Below are 24940 nucleotides of genomic sequence, written 5' to 3'. Positions count from 1 at the left end.
CATGGCCTTGTCCCCCCTCAACCGCCGGCGCTTCGAGCGCTTCAAGGCCAACCGCCGTGGCTGGTGGTCGCTGTGGCTGTTCCTGATCCTGTTCGGCCTGAGCCTGGGTGCCGAGCTGATCGCCAACGACAAGCCGATTGCCGTGCGTTACGACGGCGAGTGGTACTTCCCCGCGTTCAAGCGCTACCCCGAAACCACCTTCGGCGGTGAATTCCCGCTGGAAGCCAACTACAAGAGCCCGTACATCCGCGAACTGCTGGCAAAGAAAGACAGCTTCGTGCTGTGGGCGCCCATCCCCTTCAGCTACCAGAGCATCAACTACGACCTGCGCGTGCCCGCGCCAGCGCCGCCCTCGGCGGACAACTGGCTGGGCACCGACGACCAGGGCCGCGACGTACTGGCGCGGGTGATCTACGGCTTCCGCATTTCGGTGCTGTTTGCCCTCACGCTGACTGTGGCCAGCTCCATCGTCGGCGTTATCGCTGGCGCCTTGCAGGGCTTCTACGGCGGCTGGGTCGACCTGGCCGGGCAACGCTTTCTGGAGATCTGGTCCGGCCTGCCGGTGCTGTACCTGTTGATCATCCTCGCCAGCTTCGTGCAGCCCAACTTCTGGTGGTTGCTGGGCATCATGCTGCTGTTCTCGTGGATGAGCCTGGTGGACGTGGTACGCGCCGAATTCCTGCGCGGGCGCAACCTGGAATACGTGCGCGCCGCCCGCGCCTTGGGCATGCGCAACGGCGCGATCATGTACCGGCACATCCTGCCCAACGCCATGATCTCGACCATGACCTTCATGCCGTTCATTCTCACCGGCGCCATCGGCACCCTCACCGCCCTGGACTTCCTCGGCTTCGGCCTGCCCGCCGGCTCGCCGTCGCTGGGCGAGCTGGTAGCCCAGGGCAAGTCCAACCTGCAGGCCCCGTGGCTGGGCATCAGCGCCTTTGCCGTGCTGGCGCTGATGCTGAGCCTGCTGGTGTTCATCGGCGAATCCGCCCGCGATGCCTTCGACCCGAGGAAGTGACATGAGTGAACAGAACCTGATCGAAGTGCGGGACCTGGCTGTGGAATTCGTGACCGGGGACCAGGTGAACCGGGTGGTGGACGGTATCAGCTTTGACATCCGCAAGGGTGAAACGCTGGCGCTGGTGGGTGAAAGTGGCTCGGGCAAGTCGGTCACCGCGCACTCGATCCTGCGCCTGCTGCCCTACCCACTGGCCCGCCACCCCAGCGGCAGCATCCGCTACGAAGGCAAAGACCTGCTGCAGCAGAACGAGAAGACCCTGCAGCGCATTCGCGGCAACCGCATCGCGATGATCTTCCAGGAGCCGATGACCTCGCTCAACCCGCTGCACTGCATCGAAAAGCAAATCAACGAAATCCTGTTGCTGCACAAGGGCCTGACCGGCAAGGAAGCAACTGAGCGAACCCTGGAGCTGCTGGAGCTGGTCGGCATACCCGAACCGCAAAAGCGTTTGAAGGCCCTGCCCCACGAGCTGTCGGGCGGGCAACGCCAGCGGGTGATGATTGCCATGGCGCTGGCCAACGAGCCTGAATTGCTGATTGCCGACGAACCGACCACGGCGCTGGACGTGACCGTGCAGTTGAAGATCCTCGACCTGCTCAAGGAACTGCAAGCGCGCCTGGGCATGGCGCTGTTGCTGATCAGCCATGACCTGAACCTGGTGCGCCGCATCGCCCACCGCGTATGCGTGATGCAGCGTGGGAAGATCGTGGAGCAGGCCGAATGCGCCACGTTGTTCAACGCCCCACAGCACCACTACACGCAGATGCTGATCAATGCCGAGCCCAGCGGGCTGCCGGCGCATAACCCGGTGGGCGCGCCGCTGCTTGAGGTGGATGACCTCAAGGTGTGGTTCCCGATCAAGAAGGGGCTGCTGCGGCGCACGGTTGACCATGTAAAGGCGGTGGACGGGGTCAACTTCAGCCTGCCGCAGGGGCAAACGCTGGGCATTGTTGGCGAGTCCGGGTCGGGCAAGTCGACGCTCGGCTTGGCGATCCTGCGCTTGATTTCCAGTCAGGGCGGCATCCACTTCCACGGGCAGAACCTGCAAGGGCTGAACCAGAAGGCAGTACGGCCGCTGCGGCGGGAAATGCAGGTGGTGTTCCAGGACCCGTTCGGCAGCCTGAGCCCGCGCATGTGCGTGGCAGACATTGTGGGTGAAGGGTTACGCATTCACGGCATTGGTACCGCGCAAGAGCAGGAAGCGGCGATTGTTGCGGCACTGGAGGAAGTGGGGCTGGACCCGCGTACGCGGCATCGCTATCCGCATGAGTTCTCGGGTGGACAGCGCCAGCGCATCGCGATTGCACGGGCGCTGGTATTGAAGCCTGCGCTGATTCTGCTGGATGAGCCTACGTCCGCGCTGGACCGTACGGTGCAACGGCAGGTGGTGGAGTTGCTGCGTAATTTGCAGCAGAAGTACAACCTGACGTACCTGTTCATCAGCCATGACCTTGCGGTGGTGAAGGCGTTGAGTCACCAGTTGATGGTGATCAAGCATGGGCATGTGGTGGAGCAAGGGGATGCGCAGGCGATCTTTCATGCGCCGCAGCATCCGTATACGCGGCAATTGCTGGAGGCGGCGTTTTTGGAGGTTGAGGCTGGTTCGTCTGAAGCCTTGCATCGCCCTTGAGATCGAGCGCCGCCCGCGCGGCGCATCGCGAGCAAGCTCGCTCCTACATTTGTCTCGGGCCAGTATCGCCTGTGCCAATGCGCGCGACCGCCTTGTTTGTTCGACACGATTTCGAGGTGGACGCCAAGGGGCCGCGCGCGTCTGCCTCAGGATTAACTGGCCCGAAACAAATGTAGGAGCGAGCTTGCTCGCGATGCGCCGCGCGGGCGGCGCTCGATCTACGCAACACCGCAAAAACCAAGGCAGGCACCTCGCGGCCCTGATGCAATCGGGTGCAGAACGCCCTGCATGTCAGATTTAACCCCTTCCCTGTAGGCCATTTCCCAAACATACTCCTGCCGCGTATTTTCCGTTGCGGCTGCTCTGGCAGGGCTCTAGTCTCGGTCTGTCGTTGCTCATCAACGACACGGCTTTGACAGGCCGTAACGGTATTATGCGTACGGCTTGCCTGTTATGGCGGCTGTACTTGGGGCACGCTTGCGTGCGCCGGAACTTGCATAGTCCGCCGGTCTGTCAACCCATGTACAGCTGCCACCCAACTGTTTGACAGCAGGAAGGGGCAGCCCCATCAAAGGTACTATGCGATGTTGAAGATTGTCCCCGATCCACCCCACACCCCCCATTCCCTCGAAGACACCCTGATCCAGGCCACCGACTACGCGCTATGCGCAGCCACCGTGGTGCATCAGGCCTTGCTGCTGCAACCCAAATCACCGGCCTCGATCCTGATGATGACCTCAATGCATGAACTTGAGGCGCTGCGGGCTTTGCTTGAGTCGGCGTTGGCTCAGGTACAGATGCCTGCGGAGCCTCGGACTTCGCACTGAGGCTTGATTGATGTGTTGCCTGGGCTGGCCTCTTCGCGGGCACGCCCGCTCCCACAGGTACTCTGCAAGCCTTGAAGCCTGTGGTGATCCTGTGGGAGCGGGCTTGCCCGCGAAAGGGCCAGCCCAGGCAGTCGAGAATTTTCAGGGGATACAACAATGACCACAGAAGACACCCACTTCACCGTCGGCAAAACCACCTTCTGCCAAGGCGAAAACGGCACCCACCCACTGTTCCGCATCGAACCCGGCATCCCGTGCAGAGACGCCCGCGAGCAATCTTCGGAGCTGATGGGCTACGTCCGCGAACTGACCATCACCGGCCTGATGGACGAGAAACCGATGATGATCTGGGCTGCGCACTACCTGAGCGCAATGGCCAATGCACTGATGGATGACGCCGAACTGGGCATGATGCGCTGAGCATGTGGTTGCCCGGGATCAACTGGTAGGCGCCCTTCGAAAGCCAGCCACTCTCCGGGCAACCTACGCCTATGCGAAAGGCGAAAACCCACCGGGATTCGACTATGCGTTCAACCTGGAATATGGCCGCCGCTACACCGATGCCATTCCATTCCTGGCCTCCTTGCGGCACGCACTCGACAAGGAAACACGCAAACGCATGACCCGGTAGCGCAATCACTGTGGGAGCGGGCGTGCCCGCGAACACCGGCATGGCCGGTGCCATCCATCGCATCGCCTGCTTCGCGGGCTTGCCCGCTCCCACAGTGATCGCGTCAGCCCTCAGGTTTCGCGCAATACAGTTGCATCCACAGGGCTAGCGTGTGCCCGTGATACAGGTGCCGACTGGGCAATCGCCCACAGCACCTCCATCACCAGCACACCCCAGATCAACGCTGAAGCCCCATTGAGCAGCGCATACACCTGCCACGTTGAAAACAGTACCCTCCCCGCCGCATCGTAACGACCAAACAGCTGCTCCGGATGCCGAATCCGCAACCACGCCCACACGCACACGATCGACCCCATCAGGTTGGCCATCATCATGTGCATCGGTTCAAACACTGGTATCCCACCTGCCAGCCCAAGCGTGCCATTCAACCCGCTCAACCACCCATGCAACAGGGCAAAACTCCACGGCGTCGCAAAGCCGATGGTAACGACCAGGTCGTAGATGCCGCTGGCGCGCACCAGCTTGCGATACTGCGTGTTACTCCACATGTTCACTGCCCTCCCAATCAACGAAGGCAGCAGGCTAAACCGTGGAGTATGCTCCAAGGTCAAGCCCGAACAAGGATAAGACCGTGCGTATAGGTGAGCTCGCCCAGGTGTGTGGCATCAGCCGTGACACCCTGCGTTTCTATGAAGAGCGAGGGCTGATTCGGGCCCGCAGGTTGGCCAACGGCTACCGCGACTACCCGGATGAAACCGCGCAGTTGGTGATGTTCATCCGCACAGCACAGCGCCTGGGCTTCAGCCTGAACGAAATTGGCAGCAACGTGGAGCAACTGTGGCAGTCCGCCGAGCCGGACCGCGCAGTGGAGGAATTACTCCGCGACAAGCTGGCACTGGTTGAGCAACGGCTTGAGGAGTTGCAGCTGTTAAGAGCGACGTTGATGCAGCGGTTGACGCTGGCCTGCCCGTTGCGGTCAGCTCATGTCGAACCTCAGGCACCCAGCTCGCGGTAGCAGTGCGGGACTCAAAGGCGCCTCAACAGATCCTGCCGCTCACGCCAGATTTCCTGCACGAAGGGGTCAGTCACCCCGTAGACCCCATGCCCGCGGCGCATGATCAGGTTGGCTGCCAGTAACTCGTTGGCAACCGGCTGTATCTCTTCAACCCGAACTTCGCGCCCCACGACTTTCGAGTATTCGGCTGCCGCTTCATTGGAAAACACCCCACGCACGTCACCTTCAGCCGATGCAATCCGGGCGAAAATCGCTTCAGCCAAAACGCCCAGCTCTTCTACCTTCATCAGTTCCAGGTCGGCAGCAGCCGAACGCAAAGTGGCTGCGATGACTGGCAGCAAATCATCCGGCCCAGCACCCGACGCAGGCGAATGGATCAACTGACGAAGTGCACGAATGAACTCCTCTGGCCTGCTACCCAGCGTTTTGAATGCGAGCGCAGCAACATCCAGCGACGGTAAGTTGTCCAGCCCGTCATTCGCCAGCCGCTTGAGCCAGAATTCGACATAATCCCTGCCCAGTACCGGATAGGGCACGTTGGTAGCGCCAGCAAAAGCCTGGTTACGTCGAGCGGTCAATTCGTTGACCATCGCCCGGTGAGAGCCGGTACCGATAAACAGGAAATGCCCCGGTGTGTCAGGTCGCGGGTTGATGGCATCACGTGCAGCCTTCAACGCCAGCATCATCTGCTGCCCGTCCTCGGTGGTAATCGCTTGCTGTACCTCATCGATAACCAGCACGACGTCCGTCCGGGCTTGGTCGACGACTTCAGTCAGCGCCTCTGCCAGCGTCACGCCACCCTCAGTGCCCAAGGAATCGAGGTTGAATCCAAACTTGAGCCCGGCCATTTCGACTGCCGCACCCCGCAAGGTTTTCAGTTTCTGCAAGAACGCCGAGCCTGGGTGCTGCAGATCAGCAAGGGCTTTACGTACCGCTGCAAGGACAAGTGCCACAGGACTGGTCTGAGTATCGCTCCAGAGATCGACGTAGATCACCAGCGCACCCATTTCCTCCAATGCAGGGATCAAGTCGTTTTTCAGGAACGTGGTTTTGCCAGTGCGGCGCAGCCCCGAAAAGAACAAACCGGATCGCAGCCCGATATCCAGAGCAGACGGTTTCAACAGCTGCCTGGCCATGTCGGCAGCCAGTTCGCGGCGCGGAAATAGATCCAACATGGTTTTATCCAGAATTATTGAATACCAATAATTATTGGCAGAGAATAATTTTATGTAAAGTCACGCGCACTGCCATGCAGACACGATGAAGCGGGCTGTAATCAATTTTACTGACAACAATCGTCTTTCATCATCAGCCAGATCGGGCATAAATTCTCCTCCGTCCACTCCCAGCAGCAACGGTAGAGCCTCATATCCAGCCCACAGCACCCGTCCGCTTCCCCTGCCCTGACCACGCTGATCAGCCGTTCCGGCCTGCCCAGCCCCTCACTCAGCGAAACCCAGGCACACGCTGTATTGCAGGCGCACTATGGTCTCGACGGTGACCTGACGGCGCTGGGTAGCCAGCAGGACCTGAACTACCGCGTGGACGCACCCCAAGGCCGCTATGTGCTCAAGGCCTGCCACGGCAGCTATGCCCGGCTTGAGCTGGAAGCACAGCACGCCGCACTGGCCTACCTGCGCGAACTGGGCTTGCCGGTACCCGCCGTGCGCCACGCCGGCAACGGCGAGGGCTTGCTGGCACTGGACATCGACGGTCAACCCCTGCGCCTGCGCCTGCTCGACTACATCGAAGGCCAACCGTTGACCCGCCTCAAACACCTGGAACCACGCCTGATGGCTGAACTGGGCGGGCTCTGTGCGAAGCTGGACAGAGCGCTGGTCGACTTCGATCACCCCGGCCTTGTGCGCACCCTGCAATGGGACCCACAACATGCCCAGGCGCTGATCGACCACCTGTTGCCGGTGCTGCACGACAGCGGGCAACGCGCCCGTATCGAAAACGCCACTCGCCAGGCCTGCGTGCGCCTGTCGCCGCTGGTTGACCAACTGCCAATCCAGCCCGTGCACCTGGACATCACCGACGACAACACCGTCTGGGCTCGGGATGCCCAGCGCCAGTGGCAACTGCAAGGTGTGATCGACTTCGGCGACCTGCTGCGTACCTGGCGCATTGCCGACCTGTCAGTGACCTGCGCAGCCTTGCTGCACCACGCCGAGGGCAACCCGCTGCGCATCCTGCCGGCGATCAGCGCCTACCAGGTGCTCAACCCGCTGACCGAGGCCGAGCTACGCGCCCTGTGGCCACTGGTGATCAACCGCGCTGCGGTACTGGTGTTGAGCAGCGCGCAGCAACTGGCCGTGGACCCCGGCAACCAGTACACCCGCGACAACGTGGCCCATGAATGGGAAATCTTCGACACTGCCACCGCCGTGCCTTTCGCGCTGATGGAGGCCGCCATCCTGCAAGCGGCAGGCTTGCAACTGCACGTTCCAGACTTGAACCGGTGCGCCCTCCTGCTACCCGAGCTGGCCGGGCAGGCTGTAACACGGGTGGACCTGGGTGTACTCAGCATCCATTGCGAAGCGGGCAATTGGGAGCAACCCGGTTTTGACCAGCGCCTGCTGACCTCGCAAACGGCCCCGGCCTGCACCCTGCACGGGCAGTATCGCCTGTCGCAAACCCATATCGACCGGCCCGAAGAGCCCGCTACCTGCGCCCTGGGCGTTGAGCTGCATGTACCCAACGGCAGCCAGGTGCAAGCGCCAGAAGCTGGCACCTGGCAGCGCCATGGTGACGGCCGCGGTTGCCTGCGAACCGCGCACTGGGCCTTGTGGCTGCAGGGCCTGGAAGATGCCCCCGCCGATGGGCAGCCCGTGGCAAAGGGCCAGTCGCTTGGCAATAGCTGCGGTTTCCTCAGCGTACAGCTGTGCCTGGACCTCAGCATCCAGCCACCCTTCTTCGCCACCCCGTCCCAAGCCGATGCCTGGCTGGCCCTGTGCCCGTCGCCAGCCGCGCTGCTGGGCCTGGACTGCGATGCCGACCCGCTGCCCGACCCACAAGCCCTGCTGGCCCGCCGCGACGCCAGTTTCGCCCGTTCGCAGAAGCACTACTACGCGCAGCCACCGCACATCGAACGCGGCTGGCGCAACTACCTGATCGACATGCAGGGCCGCTCGTACCTGGACATGCTCAACAACGTCGCAGTGCTGGGCCACGGCCACCCGCGCATGGTCGCCGAGTCGGCGCGCCAGTGGTCGCTGCTGAACACCAACTCGCGCTTCCACTACGCGGCCATCACCGAGTTCTCCGAACGCCTGATCGATCTGGCACCTGAAGGGTTCGACCGGGTGTTCATGGTCAACAGCGGCACCGAGGCCAATGACCTGGCCATTCGCCTGGCCTGGGCCTACAGCGGCGGGCGCGACCTGCTGAGCGTGCTGGAGGCCTACCACGGCTGGTCGGTGGCCACCGACGCCATCTCCACGTCGATTGCCGACAACCCGCAAGCCCTTGAAACCCGCCCGGACTGGGTACACCCGGTCGAGGCGCCGAACACCTTCCGCGGCCGATTCCGCGGTGCCGACAGCGCGGCTGACTACCTGCGTGACGTCGATGCCAAGCTGGCCGACCTCGATGCCCGTGGCCGCCAACTCGCGGGCATCATCTGCGAGCCCGTGTACGGCAACGCTGGCGGCATTTCGTTGCCAGCGGGCTACCTGCGCGATGCCTACGCCAAGGTCCGCGCCCGTGGTGGCGTGTGCATCGCCGACGAGGTGCAGGTGGGTTATGGCCGCCTGGGCGAATACTTCTGGGGCTTCGAAGAGCAAGACGTGGTGCCCGACATCATCACCATGGCCAAGGGCATGGGCAATGGCCAACCACTGGGCGTGGTCATCACCCGCCGCGAAATTGCCGAAGCGCTGGAGGCCGAGGGTTATTTCTTCTCATCGGCCGGTGGCAGCCCGGTCAGTTGCCGCATCGGCATGGCGGTGCTGGACGTCATGCAGGAAGAAGGCCTGTGGAACAACGCCCGCGACACCGGGCGCTACTTCAAGGCACGCCTGCAAGCACTGGTCGACAAGCATCCGCTGGCTGGCGCGGCACATGGGTCGGGCTTCTACCTGGGGCTGGAACTGGTGCGCGACCGCGAAACCCTGGAGCCGGCCACAGAGGAAACCATGGCCCTGTGCGACCGCCTGCGTGAGCTGGGTATCTTCATGCAACCCACCGGCGACTACCTGAACATCCTCAAGATCAAGCCGCCAATGTGCACCACCCGGGCGAGCGTGGACTATTTTGTCGACAGCATTGACCGGGTGCTGGGCGAAGGGCTGTAGGGGATTGTGGCGTAGGCCGTTGGGTGTTCATACTTTTCGGCCTCGATGCTCCCTCGTTATCAGGTTTTCTGACAATGGCCTTTTCCAGCGACTCCCTGGCAATCTTCCTCGCCGTGCTTGATGCCGGGTCGTTCTCGGCCGCTGCGCGCAAGCTGGGCCGTGTACCCTCGGCCGTGAGCATGGCAGTTGCCCAGCTCGAAGCAGAACTGGACCTGGTGCTGTTCGACCGGGCCACACGCAAGGCCTTGCCCACCAGCGCCGCACTGGCCCTGGAACCGCAGGCCAGGCAGGTGATCTGCCAGCTCAACCTGCTGGACGCGCAGGCCCTGCAACTGCACAAAGGCCTGGAAAAGCGCCTGACCATCGCCATGGCGCCCGAATTGCAAACCGGCCGCTGGAGCAAGCCACTGGAAATCCTCGCCCAGGAGTTCCCTAGCCTGGAAATCGAAGTGCGTTCGGCCACGCAGACCGAAGCTGTGCGCCTGTTGCATGAAGGTAGCGTGCAACTGGCGCTGGTGTTCGAGCGGCCCGGCATCGACGAGCGTGAGTCATTCCTGGAAGCCGGCAGCCAGTTGCTGGTGGCCGTTGCCTCCCCCCGCCACCCCGCCGGGCAAAACAGCGGCACGCCATTGCCTGAAGAGGCCTTTGCCGAACAGCGGCAGATCATCGTGGCCTCGGGCAAGGCCACCGGGTCTGACCCGCGCATGGTGCTGTCGCGACGCATCTGGCTGACCGACAGCTACCTGGCCACGCTGGACCTGGTGCAGTCCGGCCTGGGCTGGGCTTACCTGCCGCAGCCACTGGTGGAGCCGCTGATTGCCTCGGGCGCACTGGCCGAGGTGCGCTTCGACAACATGGCCAGCCGCCTGCGGCTGTGGGTGGACATCATCTGGATCAAGTCGCGGCCGCTTGGCCTGGGGGCAAGGCGCTACCTGGACGTGATGCGTCAATGCTTCGAAACAGAATCCCCGAGGTCCTGAGCGAAACCCGACTACTCTTCGAGCAAACCAATGATTCGCGGGTAACCACGCTCCCACAGGGTCGGCGTGGATCCATATCAAACGGCCGGCGCCACCAACCTGTACCCCACGCCCGCCTCGGTAATGATGAACCGAGGCGCGGTGGGGTCATCACCCAGTTTCTGGCGCAGGTGCCCGACCACAATCCGCAAGTAATGGGTGTCTTCCACATGGGTCGGCCCCCAGATGTCCTTGAGCAACTGCTGTTGGGTAATCACCCGCCCCGAGTGCCCGGCCAACATCGCCAGTAACGCATATTCCTTGCGCGTCAGCGCCACCTCGACGCCTTCCAGCGTCACCCGGCGAAAGGCAAAGTCCACCGTCAGCGGCCCGAAGCTGGCCGCCACTTCCGAACCACCGGCCTGCGGTACCTGGCGCAGCAAGGCCCGCACCCTTGCCAGAAACTCCTGAATGCCAAACGGCTTGGTCACGTAGTCGTTCGCCCCGCCATCCAGCGCATCCACCTTCTGCACTTCACTGGCGCGGACCGACAGCACCATCACAGGCACCGCACTCCACTCGCGCAGCTCCCGCAGCACCTGCTGGCCATCCATGTCCGGCAGGCCCAGGTCGAGCACCACCAAGTCCGGCTTGCCCAGTGCCGCCTGGGCCAGCCCCTCTTCACCGGTAGCGGCTTCGATCACCTTGTAGCCCTGCGAGGCCAGGCTGATGCGCAGGAACTTGCGGATCTGCGGTTCATCGTCGATGACCAACAGGGTGGCGGACTGGCTCATGGGGTTTCGGTTTCGCTTTCGGCTTCAGGTTGAGGGGGCAGCGGCAAGCATAGAGTGATGCCGGTGCCCTGGCCATCAATGCCTTCGCCTACCAGGATCTGCCCGCCATGGGCGCCGATCATACCCTGGCAGATGGCCAGGCCCAGGCCAGTGCCCTGCCCGCCCCGGTCACCACGGGCGGCGGTGTAGAACATGTCGAAGATCTTCTCGCGGTCGGCCACCGGAATGCCAGGGCCTTGGTCAAGGACGGCAAGACGCAACTGCATGTCCTGCACCGATACGTGCAGCTCAAGCCGGCCATTTGCCGGCGAGAAGCGTGCCGCGTTTTCCAGCACATTGACCAGCGCCTGTTCAATCAGCGCTGCATGCACGAACAGCAGCGGCAGCTCGGCCGGCACATCAGTGTGCACGCGCAACGGGGCGAGTACTACGCGCAGGCGGTTGAGCGCACTGCCGACGATGTCGCCCGGCGCCACCCAGTCGCGCGCCAGCTTGAGGCCGCCGTGGCCCAGGCGGGTCATGTCCAGCAGGTTCTGGATGTAGCGGTCGAGGCGCTCGGCTTCGTTGCGGGTGCCTTCCAACAGCTCGCGGCGGTCTTCCGGCGGGATGGCGTCGCCCAACGCCAGCAAGCTGTCGATACTGCCACGCATGGCGGTCAACGGGGTGCGCAAGTCGTGGGAAACGGACGCCAGCAAGGCACTGCGCAACTGCTCGGTTTCGCCATGCAGCCGTGCGGCCTCCAGTTGCTCGGCCAGGCGGGCGCGGGCCAACGCTTGTGCCAGCGGCTGGCCAAGGGCGGTGAGCAGGCGCCGGCGCGGGTCGCTTAGCGGCTGACCGGAACGCGGGCGAACACCGAGCAGCGCCAGGGGTTGTTCGTCTACCGCCAGCGGCCACCACCACCAGCGGCCATTGGGTAGGGTGTCACTGCCATGCCCGGCGGCCTGGCCATGCTGCCAGGCCCATTGCGCGGCGGCGCGTTCGTTGTCGCTAAAGGCGTGGGCTTCACCACTGGCCACGTGCAGCTGGCCTTCGGCGTTGCGCTCCAGCAGGCACACCTGCATATCCTGCCAGCCATCCAGATGCTGGCCGGCGGCATTGAAGACGGCCTGGCGGTCGGTGGCCACCGTCAGCCGGCGTGACAGGTCGAGCAACTGGCTGGTTTGTGCCTGCGTCTCGCGCAGCGCCTGCAACTGCCGGCGCTGGCGGGCAGCCAGGTTGCCGGTGAGCGCAGCCATCAGCAGGAAGAACACCAACGTCAGCACGTCTTCTTCGCGCTGGATGCTGAACGAGAAATTGGGCGGGATGAACAGGAAATCGTAGGTAAGAAACGACAGCGCGGCGCAGGCCAGCGCTGGCCCCAGGCTGCTGCGTACCGCCACCAGCAACACCGCTGCCAGGAACACCAGCGAGATGTTGGGCAGTGCCAGCACACTCGACACCGCCCAGGACAGCCCCGCCGCCATGACGGTGGCCAGCAGCGCCAGCAGGTAATGCCGCCATACCCACACCCGCCGCACCGCCGAACGCGGCGCCTGGGGCTGCACATCGCGGTCCAGCACGTTGATTTCCAGGCCATGGCTTTCACGCAACAGCCGCGCGGCCACACCGGCACCGAACAAGCGCCGACGCAGGCGGTCGCGGGACTGCCCCACCAACACCAGGCTGGCCCGCCGTTCGGCGGCATGCTGGATCAAGGTGCGCGCCACTTCGCCGGCACGCAGCAGCACCACTTCCCCACCCAGGCGCTCGGCCAGTTGCTGCGCAGCCTGCAAACGATGGCGTGCGGTTTCGTCACGCAGGCGGCCGTTGTCCACATGCACCAGGCTCCAGGGCAGGTGGCGGCGCTGGGCTACGCGGCTGGCATGACGCACCAGGCGCTCGGCTTGGTCGTCACCATCAACGCCAACCAGCAACCGGCCACGCAAGGCCGGGGCCTCCTGGCCGCGCTGGCGATAGCCGTGGGCCAGGTCGGCATCCACCTGGGCGGCAGCGGTCTGCATGGCCAGCTCGCGCAGGGCGGTCAGGTTGGTTTGTGAGAAGTACGCGTCGATCGCGGCCCGCGCCTGCTCTGGCACGTACACCTTGCCTTCGCGCAGCCGTTCCAGCAGCTCGCGCGGCGGCAGGTCGATCAGCACCAGCTCGAAAGCTTCCTGCAATACCCAGTCCGGCAGGGTTTCGCGCACCAGCACGCCGGTAATGTCGCGCACCTTGTCGTTGAGGCTTTCCAGGTGCTGGACGTTGACCGTGGTGTAGACGTCGATGCCCGCGGCCAGCAGCTCCTGTACGTCCTGCCAGCGCTTGGCATGGCGGCTGCCGGGGGCATTGGTATGGGCCAGTTCGTCGACCAGGACCAAGGCCGGTGCTGCCTTGAGCAGGCCGTCGAGGTCCATTTCTTCGAGCGTGACGCCACGATACTGGCTACGCAGCAGGGGCTGCTGCTGAAGGCCGCCGAGCAACGCTTCGGTTTCGGCGCGGCCGTGGGTTTCGACAACCCCGGCCAGCACTTGCACGCCCTGGCGTTGCTGCGTGTGGGCGGCCTGGAGCATGGCGAAGGTCTTGCCGACCCCGGGGGCGGCGCCGAGGAACACTTTCAACCGGCCCCGGCCCGTGCGTGGGAGGGTGGCCAACAGCGCGTCGGCGCGGGCGGAGTCACTCATGTTTCATCCTTCAGAATTTGCAACGGTCGACCAAAGGGCCTGCTTTGCAGGCCTTCGCGGGCACGCCCGCTCCCACAGGTACAGCGCCCCCTTCGAACATGGCGCTGTACCTGTGGGAGCGGGCGTGCCCGCGAAGGGCCGCAGAGCGGCCCCAATATCAGTGGCTCAGTCGCTCAAGCGCCCGGTTCAGCGCCAGCACATTGACCACTGGCGGGCCGATCAATGGATGGAGGGTGGCCTCTTCCAGCAAGGCTTGCAAGCGCTCTGCCGGCAGTTGCCGCGCCGCCGCCACCCGCGGGATCTGGTAGGCCACAGCTTCGGGTGGAAGCTGCGGGTCAAGGCCGCTGCCCGAGGTCGTCAGCAACGCCTGCGGCACCGGCCCCAGCTGCGCCTGGTAAAGCGCAGCCGCATCACCCTTGACCCGCTCCGCCAGCGCCGGGTTGCTCGGCGACAGGTTGCTGGCACTGCTCGCCACGGTGGCGTAGGCGCCGGCCGAAAGCCGTGAATGGAACCAGCCATCACCTTTGAATTCCTGCGCGATCAGTGCCGAACCCCGCACCTGGCCCTGGTCATCGCGCACCAGGCTGCCATTGGCCTGCTCGGGGAACGCGACCTGGGCAATGCCCGTCACCGCCAGCGGATACAACACGCCGGTCACCAGCGTCATCAGCAGGGCCAGGCTCAACGCCGGGCGTACATAAGCATTCATGGCGGCCTCCTCAGACCAGGTTCAGGGCGTTGAGCAGCAGGTCGATCAGCTTGATCCCGGCAAACGGCACCACGATGCCGCCCAGCCCGTAGATCAGCAGGTTGCGCCGCAACAGGTGCGCCGCACTGGCCGCCTGCACCCGCACGCCACGCAGTGCCAGCGGGATCAGCACGATAATGATCAGCGCGTTGAACACGATGGCCGACAGGATCGCGCTCTGCGGGCTGGCCAGGTGCATCAGGTTGAGCACGCCCAGCTGCGGGTAGATCGCGGCAAACAGCGCCGGCAGGATGGCGAAATACTTGGCCACATCGTTGGCGATAGAGAACGTGGTCAACGCGCCGCGGGTGACCAGCAGCTCCTTGCCGACCTGTACCACGTCCAGCAACTTGGTCGGGTCGCTGTCCAGGTCGACCATGTTGGCCGCCTCGCGTGCAGCCTGGGTACCGTCGTTCATGGCCATGCCCACGTCCGCCTGGGCCAGGGCCGGAGCGTCGTTGGCGCCGTCGCCGCACATGGCCACCAAGCGCCCGTCGTTCTGCTCCTGGCGAATACGCGCCAGTTTCTTCTCGGGCGTGGCCTCGGCCAGCACATCATCCACCCCCGCTTCGGCCGCGATGGCGGCGGCGGTCAGTGGGTTGTCGCCGGTCACCATCACCGTGCGGATGCCCAGTTTGCGCAACTCGGCAAAGCGCTCACGGATGCCAGGCTTGACCACATCCTTGAGGTGGATCACGCCAAGCAGGCGCTTGTCGGTGCACACCAGCAGCGGCGTGCCACCACTCTGGGCAATGCGCTCCACTTCGCGGGCCAGCGCCGGGGGCATTTCCAGACGCTGCATGCCGACGAATGCCAGCACCGCATCGACGGCCCCCTTGCGATAGCGGTGCTGCTGGAAGTCGATGCCCGACAACCGGGTCTCGGCGCTGAAGGCCACGGCTTCGAACTGCCCGGCAGCGGGCTCGATAAAGTCGTGCAGCTGGCGCAGGTACTCGACAATCGACTTGCCTTCGGCGGTGTCATCCGCCAGCGAGGCCAGCAAGGCGCCCTCCCCCAGTTCCCTGGCAGTAATGCCCGGTGCCGCATGCAACGCACTGCAACGGCGGTTGCCAAAGGTGATGGTGCCGGTCTTGTCGAGCATCAGCGTGTGCACGTCACCCGCGGCTTCAACCGCCCGACCTGAACGAGCGATCACATTCAACCGCACCAGCCGGTCCATACCGGCAATACCGATGGCCGACAGCAGGCCGCCGATGGTGGTGGGGATCAGCGTCACCAGCAATGCAGCCAGGAAGATCAGCGGCAGGCTGCCACCGACGAAGTGGGCGAACGGCTGCAAGGTCACCACCACGATCAGGAAGATCAGTGTCAAACCGATCAGCAGGATGTCGAGGGCGATCTCGTTCGGGGTCTTCTGCCGCTTGGCACCCTCGACCAGGGCGATCATACGGTCGAGGGTGGACTCACCCGGGTTGCTGGTGATGCGGATCAGCAGCCAGTCGGAGACCAGCCGCGTATTGCCGGTTACGGCTGAGCGGTCGCCACCGGACTCACGGATCACGGGCGCAGATTCACCGGTAATGGCGGCTTCGTTAACGGCCGCGATACCTTCCAGTACCTCGCCGTCACCGGGGATCATCTCGCCAGCTACCACAAGCACCACGTCATCCTTGCGCAACGCGCTGGCCGCAACCGTCTCGTAGCTACCATCACGCTTGCGGCGCTGGGCAGTCAGGCCCTGGCTGCCAGCCTTCAGGCTGTCTGCACGCGCTTTCCCACGGCCCTCGGCCAAGGCTTCGGCAAAGTTGGCGAACAGTACGGTAAACCACAGCCACAGGGCGATCTGCACGGCAACCCCGGTGCTCACGCCACTGCCGGGGGAGAAGCACAGCACCGTGGTCAGCACCGCAGTAAGGGCCACCACCAGCATCACCGGCGAGCGCTTGAGCTGGCGCGGGTCAAGTTTCACGAACGCCTGCACCAGCGCCGGGCGCCATAGCGCGGCGAAGCGGGTCTGGTCCTTGGCGGTATGCCGCGCTTTTACTTCAGGAATGGGCATGTTCATGGTCAGTCCTCAGAAACCCAGGCTCAAGTGTTCAGCGATTGGCCCCAAGGCCAGGGTCGGCAGGAAGGTCAGGCCACCCACCAGCAGGATGGTCACCAGTAGCAGGCCGGTGAACAGCGGGCCGTGGGTGGGGAAGCTGTTCTGCCCCTGCGGCGCGCTTTTCTTCGCTGCCAGGCTGCCGGCCAAGGCCAGGATTGGCAGGATGTAGCCAAAGCGGCCGATGAGCATCGCCAGGCCGATCATCACGTTGTGGAACACCGTGTTGGCGCCGAACCCGGCAAACGCCGAGCCGTTGTTGGCAGTGCCCGAGGTGTAGGCGTACAGCAACTGGCTGAAGCCATGCGCCCCCGGGTTGCTGACCGCACTCGCCGGGCCTGGCAGGCTGGCGGCGATGGCGCCAAGCACCAGTACGCCGACCGGCATCACCAGCAGGGTTGCCACCAGCAACTGCACCTCGCGGGCTTGCAACTTCTTGCCCAGGTATTCCGGGGTGCGGCCAATCATCAACCCGGCCAGGAACACAGCAATCAGCACGAACAGCAGCATGCCGTAGAGGCCGGCACCGACTCCGCCAAAGATCACCTCGCCCACCATCATGTTGACCATCGCCACCATGCCGGTCAGCGGGTTGAGGCTGTCGTGCATGGCGTTGACCGAACCATTCGAGGCCGCGGTCGTGGTCACTGTCCACAACACCGAACCGGTTGTGCCGAAGCGGCTTTCCTTGCCCTCCATGGGGGCGGCCTGCTGCACCTGGGTGCTTTCGAGCGTGGGGTTAGGCTGGTATTCCGACCACAACGCAGTGCTGCCACCCACCAGGAACAGGGCGAGCATGCAGGCGAGGATGGCGCGGCTCTGGCGCAGGTCCTTCACGTAGTGGCCGAAGGTGAACACCAGCGCCACCGGAATGAGGATGATCGACGCCACCTCGAACAGGTTGCTCCAGGCCGTGGGGTTTTCAAACGGGTGCGCCGAGTTGACGCCGAAGAAGCCACCACCGTTGGTGCCCAGCTGCTTGATGGCGATCTGGCTGGCGGCCGGGCCCAGCGGGATGGTCTGGTCAGCCCCTTGCAAGGTCAGCGCATGGGCATAGTCGGCAAAGGTCTGCGGCACGCCCTGCCACACCAGCAACAGCGCCAGCAGCACGCACAGCGGCAACAAGCCGTAGAGCGTGGCACGGGTCATGTCGACCCAGAAGTTACCCAGCGTCGTTGCACTGCGCCGGGCAATGCCGCGGCACAACGCAACCAGCACGGCCAGGCCGGTGGCAGCGCTGACAAAGTTCTGCACGGTCAGGCCGAGCATCTGGCTGAAGTAACTGACCGACGCTTCACCGCTGTAGGCCTGCCAGTTGGTGTTGGTCACGAAGCTGACCGCGGTGTTGAACGCCAGCGACCACTCCTGGCCTGGCAAGTGCTGCGGGTTGAGCGGCAGGTAGCCCTGCAACAGCAGCACGGCGAACAGCAACAGGAACCCGGCCAGGTTGAAGGCCAGCAAGGCCAGCGTGTATTGCCGCCAGCTCTGCTCTTGGCTGGCGTTAACGCCCGCCAGCCGGTAGCAGGCCAGCTCGACCGGGCCCAACACAGGCGACAGCCAGGTGCGCTGGCCTTCCATGACCTTGAAGTAGAACCGCCCGAGCCAAGGTGCCGGTAGCAGCACGATGGCGAAGAACGCCAGAAGCAAGGCGAAATCGTAACTGTGCATGGCCGCTCCCTAGCTGCGATCGGCGCGCAGCAGCGCCACCAGCAAGTAAAACGCCAAGGCCACTGCCAGCAGCAGTGACAGCCCGTCGAGCATGTTCATGAGTGGTTCTCCCCGTGGTGCGGCTTGGGCCGCTTTGGGGAAATTGTCCGAGGGAGGGGCGTAAAGGGGCGAGATCGGGGGATGGGGGTGGGTATAAAGAATGCGTAAAGATCAGGGTTTCAGGTTTTCTGTACTGGCCTCTTCGCGGGCACGCCCGCTCCCACAAGTACAGCACCGGCATTGAATACTGTGCTGTACCTGTGGGAGCGGGCGTGCCCGCGAAGAGGCCAGTACAGGAAAAACAACCGCATCAATCAAAACAATTCTCATTTGTGGTATTTTGCCGCCCTCGCTCGCTCGTCCGCCAAGGTGGCCCATGTCCGGTTCAGATCTGAAGGCACTCTATCTCGCCCACCGCGAAGAGATTCAGGAGTACCTGGACCGTCGCCTGCGCTGCAAGGAAACCGCCGCCGACCTGACCCAGGACGCGTTCATCCGCCTTTCCGAGCAGATGGGCCGCAGCCGTATCGACAACTTCCGCGCCTACCTGTTCTCCAGCGCGCGCAACCTGTTCATCGACCACACCCGCCGTCAACAGCACCGCAAGAGCGAGCCACTGGATTCGCCCGAGGCCAGCGCTGTAGCGCAGCCAAGCGCAAACCTGGAACAGGCCGCCATCGCCAACCAGCAACTGGCTGCCTTGAACACCGTGATCCAGAACATGCCCGAGCCCTGCCGCGAAGTGTTCCTGATGGTGCGGGTCGAAGGCATGACCTATGTCGACATCGGCGCCCGCCTGGGGATTTCCCCCAAGACCGCCTACAGCCGCATGGTCAAGGCCCTGGAACTGTTGAAACAAGGCATGTCCCGGTGACCGCCGGCCTGCCACAATGCACCACTCCTGCGCTGCCTGTGAAACGTTGAACCGATGAATCGCGAACCGCCATTTACCGACCCTGCCACGCCCGCCGATGACATCGATCATCAGGCCAGCGCGTGGTTCGCGCTGTTTCATGGTGCCACCCCCACTGCGGAGCAGCGCGAGGCCTGGGCGGCGTGGATGGCGGCGGATGTGCGCCATGCCCAAGCCTACGCCGAACTGGAGAACCTGTGGGCAGCGTCGGCGTTGCTGATACCGCCCGCCGCAGTTGCAACGCCGGCTCCCGCACGGCTGTCACGCCGCCGATTCGTCGGCATGGGCCTGGCTGCCAGCGCCGCAGTAGCCAGCGCAAGTGCCGGGCTTTTCTGGCTCAAAGGCATGGACACCCCCTTCGCCGACCTGAGCACGGCGGTGGGTGAGCGCCGCATCGCCCGCCTGCCAGATGGCTCGACCGTGGAGATGGCCGGGCACACAGCGATGAACCTGGATTTCTCGCCAACCCGCCGTGTTGTCGAGTTACTGCAGGGGCAGGCGTTTTTCATGGTGCGCCCCAGCAGTGCCGGCCCGTTCGCCGTGGTCAGCCGGGCGGGTGAAGTGCGCTGTAGCGAAGCCGAGTTCTCCTTGTCGTGCCACGCTGATGCCGCGCAGGTAGCGGTGCACCGCCATCGCGTTCAGGTGCTGGCAGCCACCCAGCAGACCGAGCTGGACGAAGGCCTGGCGCTGCGTTTCAGCCCGCGCGCAACCGGGGACATCCAGCGCGCCGAACTGGAGCAGGTACTGGCCTGGCGCAGCGGGCGCCTGGTGTTCTTCAACGAACCGCTGCAATCAGTGGTCGAGGAACTGCAGCGCTGGCGTGAAGGGCGCATTTTCATCATGGACAAGCAACTGGCGGCCCGGCGGGTGAGCCTGATCCTCAACCTGGAACAACCCGAGCAGATGCTCGACGTGCTGTCCCGGGCGCTGGCCGTGCGCACGGCGCGCTACACCGAGCTGGTTACCCTGCTCTACCCCGCTGCCTGAAAATAATTCTACGCCCCATCAGGCATTCAAATGCTTCATGCGTCTTAACGGCACTGAGAGTTATTCGCATATCTGCACTTGCATGGGGCACACCGAATGGTAACGCGACACAACCCACACACCACTTTCCAGCCACGCTGGCAGCGCAGCGTGCTGAGCGCAGCAATGGCCTGTGCCTTGCTGGCCGGCGCGGCACAGGCACCGGCTGCCCCCGGCCAACCGGCCGCAAGCGCGCACAGGCTGTCGCTGAACATCCCGGCCCAGCCCCTGCGCCAGGCCCTGTTGGTATTCAGCCAGCAAACCGGTCAGAACGTACTGCTGGACGGCAACGTCGATGCCACCCTGCGCAGCACGGCAGTGGTCGGCAGTTACTCGGCCGAAGACGGCCTGGCCAGGTTGCTGCAAGGCAGCGGCTTCAATTTTGCCCGCACTGATGCCGCCACCCTGTACCTGTTGCCCAGCGAGACGCAAGGCGCCGACCGTGAGGTAACCCTGGCCCCCACACAGGTGCAATATCAACTGGCCGCCGACAGCCAAAGCCGTAGCTACCAGGCAAGGCCTGCTTCCAGCACCACGCGCCTGGGCCTGAGCAACCGGGAAACCCCGCAGGCAATATCGTCGGTTACCCGCGAACAGCTCGACGACTTCAAGCTCAACAGCGTGAAAGACGCGCTGCGCAACGCCCCCACCGTCACCGTCGAGCAGTTCGAAACCGACCGTACAGCCTTTACGTCGCGCGGCTTCACCATCGACAACTTCGAGTACGACGGCATGGGCATGCCATTTTCGTCCGGTGTGATGTTGGGCGACCAGGACCTTGCCGAATTCGAACAGATCGATGTGCTGCACGGTGCCAACGGCCTGATGAGCGGCGCGGGCAACCCGTCGGCAACCGTCAACTTCGTGCGTAAAAGGCCGACCGATACCTTCCAGGCCAGGATCGGCACCAGCATCGGGGCATGGGACAGCCGCCGCGCAGACGTCGATGTCAGCGGCCCGCTGACCAACAGCGGCAACGTACGTGGGCGCTTCATCTATGCCCATGACAAAGGCAACTCGTACCTGGACCGCTACAGCCACGAACTGAACGTCATGGCTGGCCTGCTGGATTTCGACTTGAGCGACGCCAATACCCTGACCGTGGGCTTTTCCGAACAGAAGAGCGACGCCAACGGCAGTACCTGGGGTGCGTTGCCGATGGCAGATTACCAAGGTAACCCGATCCACTACAGCAGCCGCAGCGCGAGTATCGGCCAGCCCTGGACCTACTGGAATATCCACACGCAACGGGCTTTCGCGGAACTGGCCCATGACTTTGGTGAAGGTTGGCAAGGCAAGGTCACCGTAACCGGGGTCAACCAGCATCAGGATACCCAGATGCTGTACGCCATCCCCTTCACGGCCGATGACGTGTTCGCCTACATCAACCGCACCACCAGCAGCGAACACCAACTCATTGGTGAAGCGCAGTTGTCAGGCCCCTTCGCCCTGTTCGGGCGTCAACATGAGCTGACCCTCGGCGCCAACTACGGCCGTAGTCGCCACGATGAACGCGGTCATTACCGCAACAGTTCCGGAAGCGAAATCGTCAGCCTCGCCGATGCACTGGCCGGCGCCGTGGTGAAACCACCGCTGACCTACACCGACGAACTCAATACCCAGCACTTCACCGACCGCCAGAAAAGCCTGTATGCCGGTGCGCGTTTCAGCCTGGCCGATGACCTGCACTGGATTGCCGGTGCCCGTATGCTCAGTGCCGATGGTGAAGGCATGGGTTACGGTTCGGCCCACGATACCCGGGTGCACGGCAAGGTCACCCCCTACACCGGGCTGGTGTATGACCTGAATGGGCAATGGAGCCTGTATGCCAGCTGGACCGAGATCTTCAAGCCACAGTACCTGCGCAGCAGCGCCGGGGGTGTGATCGAGCCGCTGGAAGGCAAAAGCACTGAAGTAGGCATCAAAGGCAGCCTGCTGGAAGATCGCCTGACCGTCAGCGCCGCCCTGTTCAAGACCGAGCAGCAGAATGTGGCGGTGACCACTGGCGAAATCATCAATGGCCAGTACGCCTACCGCGGTGAGGACAACAAGAGCCATGGTGTGGAGCTGGAGGCGTCGGGCGAAGCCATGCCTGGGTTGGACCTGGCCGCTGGCTACACCTATGTGCACATCGAGGATGATGACGGCAACAAGACGCGCCGCTATGTGCCAAGCCACAGCCTGCGTGGCAGTGTCACCTGGCGCCTGCCGAGCCTGCCCCAGGCCCGTATCGGCACGCGCGTTCAATGGCAAAGTGCAACGCAGGCCGATGGCAACAGCCGGGTACGCCAGCAGGCCTATGCGCTGGCCGACCTGATGGGCAGCTACGAATTCGACGAACACTGGAGTGCGTCGTTGAACCTGAACAACGTATTTGACCGCAAATATCTGCTGTCGCTGTACCAGTCGGCGGGCTCCACCAACTACGGTGCGCCCCGCAACCTCACCGCATCGGTAACCTGGAAGTACTGAGCAGCGTGTTGCCGTAGGGCTGCTCCGCAGCCCGTCCGACCTGTCCGGCGCCCCGGCAAGTTCACTCTGTGGGAGCCGCGCTTGCCGGCGATGGGCTGCGAAGCAGCCCCAATGCAGGCGACATAAAACTGACCGATAATGTTTGACTTGAGACTTTGGGGCCGCTCCGCAGCCCATCGCCGGCAAGCGCGGCTCCCACACCGAATGCGAAGATGCAGACGTGATGGGCGGGGTTACGGTTGCGCGGCGTTGCGGCTCCAGTCCAGCAACAGGCTGTAACCCACCGCCAGCAAGGTCGGGCCGATGAACAGGCCAATGAAGCCAAAGGCGAGCAGCCCGCCGAACACCCCAAGCAACACGATCACCAGCGGCAGGTTGCCGCCGCGGCTGATCAGGTACGGTTTCAGCACGTTGTCCACGCCGCTGATGACGAAGGTGCCCCAGATACCCAGGAACACCGCCATGCCGTACTCGCCCTGCCACACCAGCCAAGCGGTGGCCGGGATCCACACCAGTGGCGGGCCCATGGGGATCAGGCTGAGCATGAAGGTTACCAGGCCCAGCACGATGGCCCCCGGCACACCAGCGATCAGGAAGCCGATCAGCGCCAGCAGGCCCTGCGCGGCCGCCGTGCCGATCACCCCGTTGACCACCCGCTGCACGGTACCGGCTACCAGCTCCAGGTAATACTCGGCGCGCTCGCCCATCAGGCGGTGCAGCAAGCGCAGCACGAACGCCGACAAACGTGGCCCGTCACGGTAGAAGAAGAACACGAACACCAGGCTCAGGGTCAGTTCCAGCACACCACTGCCGATCTGCGCACTGCGCGCCAGCAGCCAGTTGCCCACCTGCCCCAGGTACGGCTTGACCGAGGCCAGCAAAGCCGCACCCTGCTGATCCAGCGACTGCCACCAACTGACCAGGCGCTCGCCAACGAACGGGATACCGCCCAGCCAGGCCGGCGCGTCGGGCAGGCCGTCGACCTGCACATCACGCACGAACGCCGTGGCGTCGCGAATATGATCGGCCAGGTTGAACCCCAGCCACACCAGCGGCAGCGCCACGATGAGGATCCAGGCCGTGGTCAGCAGGCTGGCCGCCAGTGTTTCGCGCCCGCCCAGCACACGCGTCAGCAAGCGCATCAACGGCCAGCTGGCAAAGGCCAGGATTGCCCCCCACAACAGCGCCGAGATGAACGGCGCCATCACCCACAGGCCGGCGCCCAGCAACGCCAACAGCAGAATCTGGACCAGCAGGCGATCATTGTTAACCATGATGGTGCTCGTTCAACGGATCAGTTCAAGGTGCAGGCCGTCGGTGGGCGCATTGCCCACTTCAAGGCGGCCGTTACGCACGCCTGCCTTGGTCAGCGCCTCGCGCCAGGCCTCGGCCTGGGCCCCACTGAGGCTGGCGCGCAGGGTGCTGTCGAGGTTCAGGCTGCGCGCCAGCAAGCTGACCCAGGTGTCTTGCGGTGCGGCCAGGTCGGGGTAATCAAGCTTGCCGGTATCGCGCATTTCGCGCAGTACCGTGGCGGCGGTCGGCAGCAGGTCGCCCAGCGGGCTGCCGGCAACGAACTCTTCCACGTGCAGATAGGCGCGGCGGTTGCCACGGGTAACGCTGTACAGCGCGACCAGCGTGTCGGCCTCTGCTGCCGAACGGCGCAGCAGGATGAATGCCTGTTGTTCGTCACCACCGTTGAGGCGGGCATTGGCGAACACATCGTTGGCCCACAGGCTGGCCTCGCCGCAATCGCGGCCCTGGCACCAGAACAACGGGTAACCGCCGTCGCGTTGCAGTTCTTCACGGGCAGTGGTGAAGGCTTCGCGGGCAGTGCGCTCGACGGGCAGTTCGTAGGTGACCGAGCTCACCTGGCCGCGGCTTTCAACCTTGTCGTCGACCCGCAGGCGGCCGCTGATCTTGCGCAGCGGGCCCATCGGGTAGATGCGCTCCTGCTCCACGGCCGGGCGTTGATCGACCACTTTGGCGTCCACCGGTACCGGCAGGCTGCCGGCCCACAACAGCGGGCTGGCGAACACCAGGCAAGCGGCCACGGCATTACGGATGGCAACAGGCGCGCTCATTGGCGACCCAGGCGGCGCCCTGCGCCGAAGTGAAGCTCCAGGATGTCTGGCAGTTGCATGGTTGTCTCCCTGTTCAACCCGCCAAGCCTCGACACT

Annotated in this window: 20 protein-coding genes; 10 read left to right on the top strand and 10 right to left on the bottom strand. The window is 64.0% G+C overall.

The window, feature by feature from the left end:
- Position 1 precedes the first annotated feature (1 nt).
- The 4 genes from ACFY9W_RS07775 (at position 2) to ACFY9W_RS07760 (ending at position 3901) form a co-directional block, all read left to right on the top strand.
- On the top strand, positions 2-1021 hold the full coding sequence (locus ACFY9W_RS07775) for an ABC transporter permease (RefSeq protein WP_201199712.1): 1020 nt from the start codon (positions 2-4) through the stop codon (positions 1019-1021).
- A gap of 1 nt (position 1022) precedes the next feature.
- Entirely contained in the window at positions 1023-2654 is a 1632-nt protein-coding gene (locus ACFY9W_RS07770) for a dipeptide ABC transporter ATP-binding protein (RefSeq protein WP_391128008.1), read from the top strand.
- 584 nt (positions 2655-3238) lie between these two features.
- The gene (locus ACFY9W_RS07765) at positions 3239-3481 is read left to right on the top strand and encodes a hypothetical protein (protein ID WP_391128006.1); all 243 of its coding nucleotides are present in this window, start codon (positions 3239-3241) and stop codon (positions 3479-3481) included.
- A gap of 156 nt (positions 3482-3637) precedes the next feature.
- The gene (locus ACFY9W_RS07760) at positions 3638-3901 is read left to right on the top strand and encodes a DUF3077 domain-containing protein (RefSeq protein WP_391128003.1); all 264 of its coding nucleotides are present in this window, start codon (positions 3638-3640) and stop codon (positions 3899-3901) included.
- A gap of 321 nt (positions 3902-4222) precedes the next feature.
- Here the strand turns inward: ACFY9W_RS07760 and ACFY9W_RS07755 are convergent, their stop codons facing one another.
- Positions 4223-4660: a hypothetical protein gene (locus tag ACFY9W_RS07755; protein ID WP_391128001.1), complete on the bottom strand. Its 438-nt coding sequence runs from the start codon at positions 4658-4660 to the stop codon at positions 4223-4225.
- Between the two features lie 83 nt (positions 4661-4743).
- Between ACFY9W_RS07755 and ACFY9W_RS07750 the strand changes: the two genes are divergently transcribed.
- A complete protein-coding gene (locus ACFY9W_RS07750) occupies positions 4744-5127 on the top strand; it encodes a MerR family transcriptional regulator (RefSeq protein ID WP_391127998.1) in 384 nt (127 codons plus the stop codon).
- A gap of 11 nt (positions 5128-5138) precedes the next feature.
- Here the strand turns inward: ACFY9W_RS07750 and ACFY9W_RS07745 are convergent, their stop codons facing one another.
- Positions 5139-6302 carry an ATP-binding protein gene (locus ACFY9W_RS07745; RefSeq protein ID WP_391127995.1) on the bottom strand — a complete coding sequence of 388 codons (1164 nt, stop codon included), beginning with the start codon at positions 6300-6302 and terminating at the stop codon, positions 5139-5141.
- A 192-nt stretch (positions 6303-6494) separates the two neighbouring features.
- Here ACFY9W_RS07745 and ACFY9W_RS07740 point away from each other — a divergent pair, with 192 nt between their 5' ends.
- Both ACFY9W_RS07740 and ACFY9W_RS07735 read left to right on the top strand, forming a co-directional pair.
- Positions 6495-9425, top strand: a complete 2931-nt coding sequence (locus ACFY9W_RS07740; RefSeq protein ID WP_391128250.1) for an aminotransferase — start codon at positions 6495-6497, stop codon at positions 9423-9425.
- A gap of 74 nt (positions 9426-9499) precedes the next feature.
- Entirely contained in the window at positions 9500-10405 is a 906-nt protein-coding gene (locus ACFY9W_RS07735) for a LysR substrate-binding domain-containing protein (RefSeq protein ID WP_391127992.1), read from the top strand.
- 77 nt (positions 10406-10482) lie between these two features.
- On the opposite strand, the gene ACFY9W_RS07730 is transcribed toward ACFY9W_RS07735, so the two are convergent.
- The 6 genes from ACFY9W_RS07730 to kdpF form a co-directional block, all read right to left on the bottom strand.
- On the bottom strand, positions 10483-11178 hold the full coding sequence (locus ACFY9W_RS07730) for a response regulator (RefSeq protein WP_391127989.1): 696 nt from the start codon (positions 11176-11178) through the stop codon (positions 10483-10485).
- Positions 11175-13835 (bottom strand): DUF4118 domain-containing protein, encoded by a 2661-nt coding sequence (locus ACFY9W_RS07725; protein WP_391127986.1) that lies wholly within the window; start codon positions 13833-13835, stop codon positions 11175-11177. Before ACFY9W_RS07725 ends, ACFY9W_RS07730 begins: the two co-directional genes overlap by 4 nt.
- A 157-nt stretch (positions 13836-13992) precedes the next feature.
- Positions 13993-14544 (bottom strand): potassium-transporting ATPase subunit KdpC, encoded by a 552-nt coding sequence (gene kdpC / locus ACFY9W_RS07720; protein WP_391127983.1) that lies wholly within the window; start codon positions 14542-14544, stop codon positions 13993-13995.
- Positions 14545-14554: 10 nt separating this feature from the next.
- Positions 14555-16609 carry a potassium-transporting ATPase subunit KdpB gene (gene kdpB, locus ACFY9W_RS07715; RefSeq protein ID WP_391127980.1) on the bottom strand — a complete coding sequence of 685 codons (2055 nt, stop codon included), beginning with the start codon at positions 16607-16609 and terminating at the stop codon, positions 14555-14557.
- Positions 16610-16618: 9 nt separating this feature from the next.
- A complete protein-coding gene (gene kdpA, locus ACFY9W_RS07710; RefSeq protein WP_391127977.1) occupies positions 16619-18313 on the bottom strand; it encodes a potassium-transporting ATPase subunit KdpA in 1695 nt (564 codons plus the stop codon).
- A gap of 9 nt (positions 18314-18322) precedes the next feature.
- A complete protein-coding gene (gene kdpF / locus ACFY9W_RS07705) occupies positions 18323-18412 on the bottom strand; it encodes a K(+)-transporting ATPase subunit F (RefSeq protein WP_003251485.1) in 90 nt (29 codons plus the stop codon).
- Positions 18413-18728: 316 nt separating this feature from the next.
- On the opposite strand from kdpF, the gene ACFY9W_RS07700 reads away from it, so the two are divergent.
- From ACFY9W_RS07700 to ACFY9W_RS07690, 3 genes are all read left to right on the top strand, one after another.
- Positions 18729-19226: a sigma-70 family RNA polymerase sigma factor gene (locus ACFY9W_RS07700; protein WP_391127973.1), complete on the top strand. Its 498-nt coding sequence runs from the start codon at positions 18729-18731 to the stop codon at positions 19224-19226.
- A gap of 54 nt (positions 19227-19280) precedes the next feature.
- Positions 19281-20252 carry a FecR domain-containing protein gene (locus tag ACFY9W_RS07695; RefSeq protein ID WP_391127971.1) on the top strand — a complete coding sequence of 324 codons (972 nt, stop codon included), beginning with the start codon at positions 19281-19283 and terminating at the stop codon, positions 20250-20252.
- 96 nt (positions 20253-20348) lie between these two features.
- Entirely contained in the window at positions 20349-22763 is a 2415-nt protein-coding gene (locus ACFY9W_RS07690; protein WP_391127968.1) for a TonB-dependent siderophore receptor, read from the top strand.
- Between the two features lie 233 nt (positions 22764-22996).
- On the opposite strand, the gene ACFY9W_RS07685 is transcribed toward ACFY9W_RS07690, so the two are convergent.
- Positions 22997-24037 carry an AI-2E family transporter gene (locus ACFY9W_RS07685; protein ID WP_391127965.1) on the bottom strand — a complete coding sequence of 347 codons (1041 nt, stop codon included), beginning with the start codon at positions 24035-24037 and terminating at the stop codon, positions 22997-22999.
- A gap of 12 nt (positions 24038-24049) precedes the next feature.
- Positions 24050-24844 (bottom strand): DUF4892 domain-containing protein, encoded by a 795-nt coding sequence (locus ACFY9W_RS07680; RefSeq protein ID WP_391127962.1) that lies wholly within the window; start codon positions 24842-24844, stop codon positions 24050-24052.
- Between the last annotated feature and the right edge of the window lie 96 nt (positions 24845-24940).

This window comes from Pseudomonas sp. NPDC008258, from assembly GCF_042956345.1.
GTDB lineage: Bacteria > Pseudomonadota > Gammaproteobacteria > Pseudomonadales > Pseudomonadaceae > Aquipseudomonas.
This window is presented reverse-complemented; position numbering and strand designations above follow the sequence as displayed.

Excerpts from the sequence above, each read along its gene's own strand:
- ACFY9W_RS07680 (WP_391127962.1), bottom strand. The coding sequence starts at position 24,844 with ATGAGCGCGCCTGTTGCCATCCGTAATGCCGTGGCCGCTTGCCTGGTG.
- ACFY9W_RS07760 (WP_391128003.1), top strand. The coding sequence starts at position 3,638 with ATGACCACAGAAGACACCCACTTCACCGTCGGCAAAACCACCTTCTGC.
- ACFY9W_RS07770 (WP_391128008.1), top strand. The coding sequence starts at position 1,023 with ATGAGTGAACAGAACCTGATCGAAGTGCGGGACCTGGCTGTGGAATTC.
- ACFY9W_RS07700 (WP_391127973.1), top strand. The coding sequence starts at position 18,729 with ATGTCCGGTTCAGATCTGAAGGCACTCTATCTCGCCCACCGCGAAGAG.
- kdpB (WP_391127980.1), bottom strand. The coding sequence starts at position 16,609 with ATGAACATGCCCATTCCTGAAGTAAAAGCGCGGCATACCGCCAAGGAC.
- kdpA (WP_391127977.1), bottom strand. The coding sequence starts at position 18,313 with ATGCACAGTTACGATTTCGCCTTGCTTCTGGCGTTCTTCGCCATCGTG.
- ACFY9W_RS07775 (WP_201199712.1), top strand. The coding sequence starts at position 2 with ATGGCCTTGTCCCCCCTCAACCGCCGGCGCTTCGAGCGCTTCAAGGCC.
- ACFY9W_RS07695 (WP_391127971.1), top strand. The coding sequence starts at position 19,281 with ATGAATCGCGAACCGCCATTTACCGACCCTGCCACGCCCGCCGATGAC.
- ACFY9W_RS07735 (WP_391127992.1), top strand. The coding sequence starts at position 9,500 with ATGGCCTTTTCCAGCGACTCCCTGGCAATCTTCCTCGCCGTGCTTGAT.
- ACFY9W_RS07730 (WP_391127989.1), bottom strand. The coding sequence starts at position 11,178 with ATGAGCCAGTCCGCCACCCTGTTGGTCATCGACGATGAACCGCAGATC.
- kdpC (WP_391127983.1), bottom strand. The coding sequence starts at position 14,544 with ATGAATGCTTATGTACGCCCGGCGTTGAGCCTGGCCCTGCTGATGACG.
- kdpF (WP_003251485.1), bottom strand. The coding sequence starts at position 18,412 with ATGAACATGCTCGACGGGCTGTCACTGCTGCTGGCAGTGGCCTTGGCG.
- ACFY9W_RS07765 (WP_391128006.1), top strand. The coding sequence starts at position 3,239 with ATGTTGAAGATTGTCCCCGATCCACCCCACACCCCCCATTCCCTCGAA.
- ACFY9W_RS07725 (WP_391127986.1), bottom strand. The coding sequence starts at position 13,835 with ATGAGTGACTCCGCCCGCGCCGACGCGCTGTTGGCCACCCTCCCACGC.
- ACFY9W_RS07755 (WP_391128001.1), bottom strand. The coding sequence starts at position 4,660 with ATGTGGAGTAACACGCAGTATCGCAAGCTGGTGCGCGCCAGCGGCATC.
- ACFY9W_RS07745 (WP_391127995.1), bottom strand. The coding sequence starts at position 6,302 with ATGTTGGATCTATTTCCGCGCCGCGAACTGGCTGCCGACATGGCCAGG.
- ACFY9W_RS07690 (WP_391127968.1), top strand. The coding sequence starts at position 20,349 with ATGGTAACGCGACACAACCCACACACCACTTTCCAGCCACGCTGGCAG.
- ACFY9W_RS07685 (WP_391127965.1), bottom strand. The coding sequence starts at position 24,037 with ATGGTTAACAATGATCGCCTGCTGGTCCAGATTCTGCTGTTGGCGTTG.